The following is a 3,090-nucleotide window of genomic DNA, read 5'->3' as shown; positions in this document are numbered from 1 at the left end:
AGCTATCTGGAGACAACATAAAAGATAGAGAAATCCGACTTTGAATGAATTCAAAGTCGGATTTCTCATGAATTGAAGCTAGTTATGTCCCAGCCGCATTTCATTTTTACTTACGTTCTTCTTTTAGTAATACTTCCGTGCGATTGAATTCGTCTTCAATATCTTTATTCGGTCTATATGTCAAAACACTAACAATAATCGCAACGATTAAGCATACAAAGAAACCTGGAACAATCTCATATAATGTATCAGCTAAGAACTTTATTTTCCCCCAAACAAAGGCAGTTGCAGCACCAGCTACCATCCCACTTAGCGCTCCGTAATTCGTTAATTTTCTCCAATACAGCGACAGCAATATTACAGGACCGAACGCTGCACCGAAGCCAGCCCAAGCAAAGCCCACTAAGTCTAAAATAGAACTATCTGGATTCCATGCTAAAATCCCTGCGACGATAGCTACAACTAAAACAGCGACACGACCAACAAAGACATAATGCTTATCATCAGCCGTTTTATTAAATAAAGCTTTGTAAATGTCTTCAACAAGCGCTGACGAAGTAACAATTAATTGCGATGAAATGGTACTCATTACTGCGGCTAAAATGGCAGCTAGCATTATACCTGCAATAAATGGATGGAATAAAATTTGGCCAAGTACAATAAATACTGTCTCAGCGTCCTTTAATTCACCTGCATTTTGTTCATAATAAGCCACACCTACTAAAGCTGTTGCAATCGCTCCGAATAAACTTAACATCATCCAGCCAATTCCGATGCGACGAGCCTGCGTTGTTTCTTTTACTGAGCTTATCGCCATAAAGCGTACGATAATATGTGGTTGTCCAAAATAACCAAGTCCCCATGCAAGTGATGAAATAATTACTGCAGCAGTTGCATTTGAAGATAATAAGTTCAGATGATCAGGATTTACAGCTTTTATAGATGCTATCGTGTCTCCAATTCCACCTGTTAAAAACAATCCAAATAACGGTACAGAAATAAGTGCTATAAACATAATGAGACCCTGTAAAAAGTCTGTATAACTAACCGCTAAAAACCCTCCAAATAATGTGTATGCTACAACTACAACAGATACAATTAATAAGCCAGTATGGTATTCATAGCCAAATGAGCTATCAAAAAACTTACCCCCTGCAACCATTCCTGAAGAAACATAAAATGTAAAGAAGATTAAAATAATGATACCTGACGCAATTCTTATTAGCTTAGTGTTGTCACGTAAACGATTATCTAAATAACTCGGAATAGTAATTGAGTCATTAGCAACTTGTGTATATACACGTAGCCTCGGTGCTACCAATAGCCAATTCAAATAGGCGCCAATTGTTAAGCCGATGGCAATCCAAGCCTTGGAAAGTCCGGCTAAATAGATCGCGCCTGGTAAACCCATTAATAGCCAACCAGACATATCTGCTGCACCTGCGCTCAGCGCCGTAACAGCAGGGCCTAACGAACGCCCCCCAAGCATATAATCCGTTAAATTTGATGTTTTCCTAAATGCATACCAACCGATTCCTAGCATGGCGATCATATAAATAATAATCGCAAGTAATTGATACATGTTTTCAGACATACTTTTCCCCCTTATTTCCCCTTTAGTCTTTTTATTAAAAATTCCCTATATTTAAAATACCACAAATATACAAGATAACCTATAATTATTCAAAGAGCAACTTCTAAAATTTATAATAGCAAAGCAATTCATAAAATGTGTTAAACTAGTGCCATCTATAACACGATAAAGAAGGCGAAATGTATGACATTTGAAGAAATGAAAACTCAGCTTATGGAGCGGATTATACAGCAGCAACTCGTTACTGCTACGATCAGTCAACCTCGTATGAAATCAAACGAAGTAAAACGTATAAAGCTAAAACCTTTATTACTGAAGGAAACTTACCATATACAAGTTGAATATCAATTTGAACGTATTTTAAAACACGAAAATGTTCTATTAGAAAATTTTCCTGAGAAACTAGAAGCATTTTTTAACGATTACCGTCAAGCGCATATTGATTTTATTGATGAAAATATACAAGTACAGCTATCAAAAAAGAACAAAGTACTATGGAAATCTGATAAATCCTCAACGCCAAAGCAAGTTAATTTAGCGCATAATCGTAAGAAAAACTATTTACTGGCAGAGGATAAGCCATACCCGTTTTTAATTCGTCTCGGGGTGCAAACAGAAGAAGGAAAAATAAAGAAACAAAAATACGATAAGTTTAAACAAATCAACCGCTTCATCGAATTTATTGATGATGCATTAACCTATTTGCCAAAGGATCGTCAGGTTCGTATTTTAGATTTTGGTTCAGGCAAATCCTATTTAACATTCGCCCTATACCATTACTTAAAAATCGAAAAGGGCTTAGACATTCGTGTCACTGGTTTGGATTTAAAGAAGGAAGTTATTGAAGAATGCTCACGAATTGCACAGGATTTAGGCTATGAGCAGCTTGAATTTCTAGTAGGAGATATTAATGATTATAATGAGGAGTCTGCTGTGGACATGGTGGTGACTCTACACGCTTGTGATGTTGCCACTGATATGGCATTAGCCCGTGCTGTGAAATGGGGAGCAAGCGTAATTTTAAGTGTCCCTTGCTGCCAGCATGAGCTAAATCGTCAGCTTAACACACCAGCACTGGATATCATGCTTCAACACGGTCTCGTACGCGAACGTTTTGCAGCGCTCGCAACAGACGCAGTCCGAGCAGAAATCTTATCACTCGTTGGCTATGAGGCACAATTGCTAGAGTTCATAGATATGGAAAATACACCGAAAAACATTTTAATACGAGCCTATCATACAGGTAAAAAGCCAAGCTCTGAACAGCGGGCTAGCTATGATGCGTTTTTGAAGCTGCTAAATGCCAAGCCGTTTTTAGCGAATGAATTACAAGCTTACCTATAAAATGCCGCGTTATTTGTGAGTGAAGCGCGAGTATTTCTGAATTCACTTAAGCAAATGAAAAGAGGCTGGGACATAACCCCTCTCTAAACTAAAAAGCCGGTGAAATTTTACGATCAGTAAAATTTCACCGGCTTTAAATTTTTTTCATAAAA

General features: G+C 37.6%; 2 protein-coding genes. One reads left to right on the top strand and one right to left on the bottom strand.

The genetic code is table 11. From position 1 onward, the window contains the following. Positions 1–106 precede the first annotated feature (106 nt). A complete protein-coding gene (gene putP, locus ACIPKN_RS26835; protein WP_400942059.1) occupies positions 107–1,594 on the bottom strand; it encodes a sodium/proline symporter PutP in 1,488 nt (495 codons plus the stop codon). 183 nt (positions 1,595–1,777) lie between these two features. Here putP and ACIPKN_RS26830 point away from each other — a divergent pair, with 183 nt between their 5' ends. Then, positions 1,778–2,938: a class I SAM-dependent methyltransferase gene (locus ACIPKN_RS26830; RefSeq protein ID WP_400942056.1), complete on the top strand. Its 1,161-nt coding sequence runs from the start codon at positions 1,778–1,780 to the stop codon at positions 2,936–2,938. Positions 2,939–3,090 lie beyond the last annotated feature (152 nt).

The organism is Lysinibacillus sp. NPDC086135, from assembly GCF_044746345.1.
Classification (GTDB): Bacteria; Bacillota; Bacilli; order Bacillales_A; family Planococcaceae; genus Lysinibacillus.
Note: the sequence above shows the minus strand (reverse complement) of the source record. Positions and strands in the feature narration are given on the sequence as shown.

Coding starts and splice junctions, on each gene's coding strand:
- putP (WP_400942059.1), bottom strand. CDS start 1,594: ATGTCTGAAAACATGTATCAATTACTTGCGATTATTATTTATATGATC.
- ACIPKN_RS26830 (WP_400942056.1), top strand. CDS start 1,778: ATGACATTTGAAGAAATGAAAACTCAGCTTATGGAGCGGATTATACAG.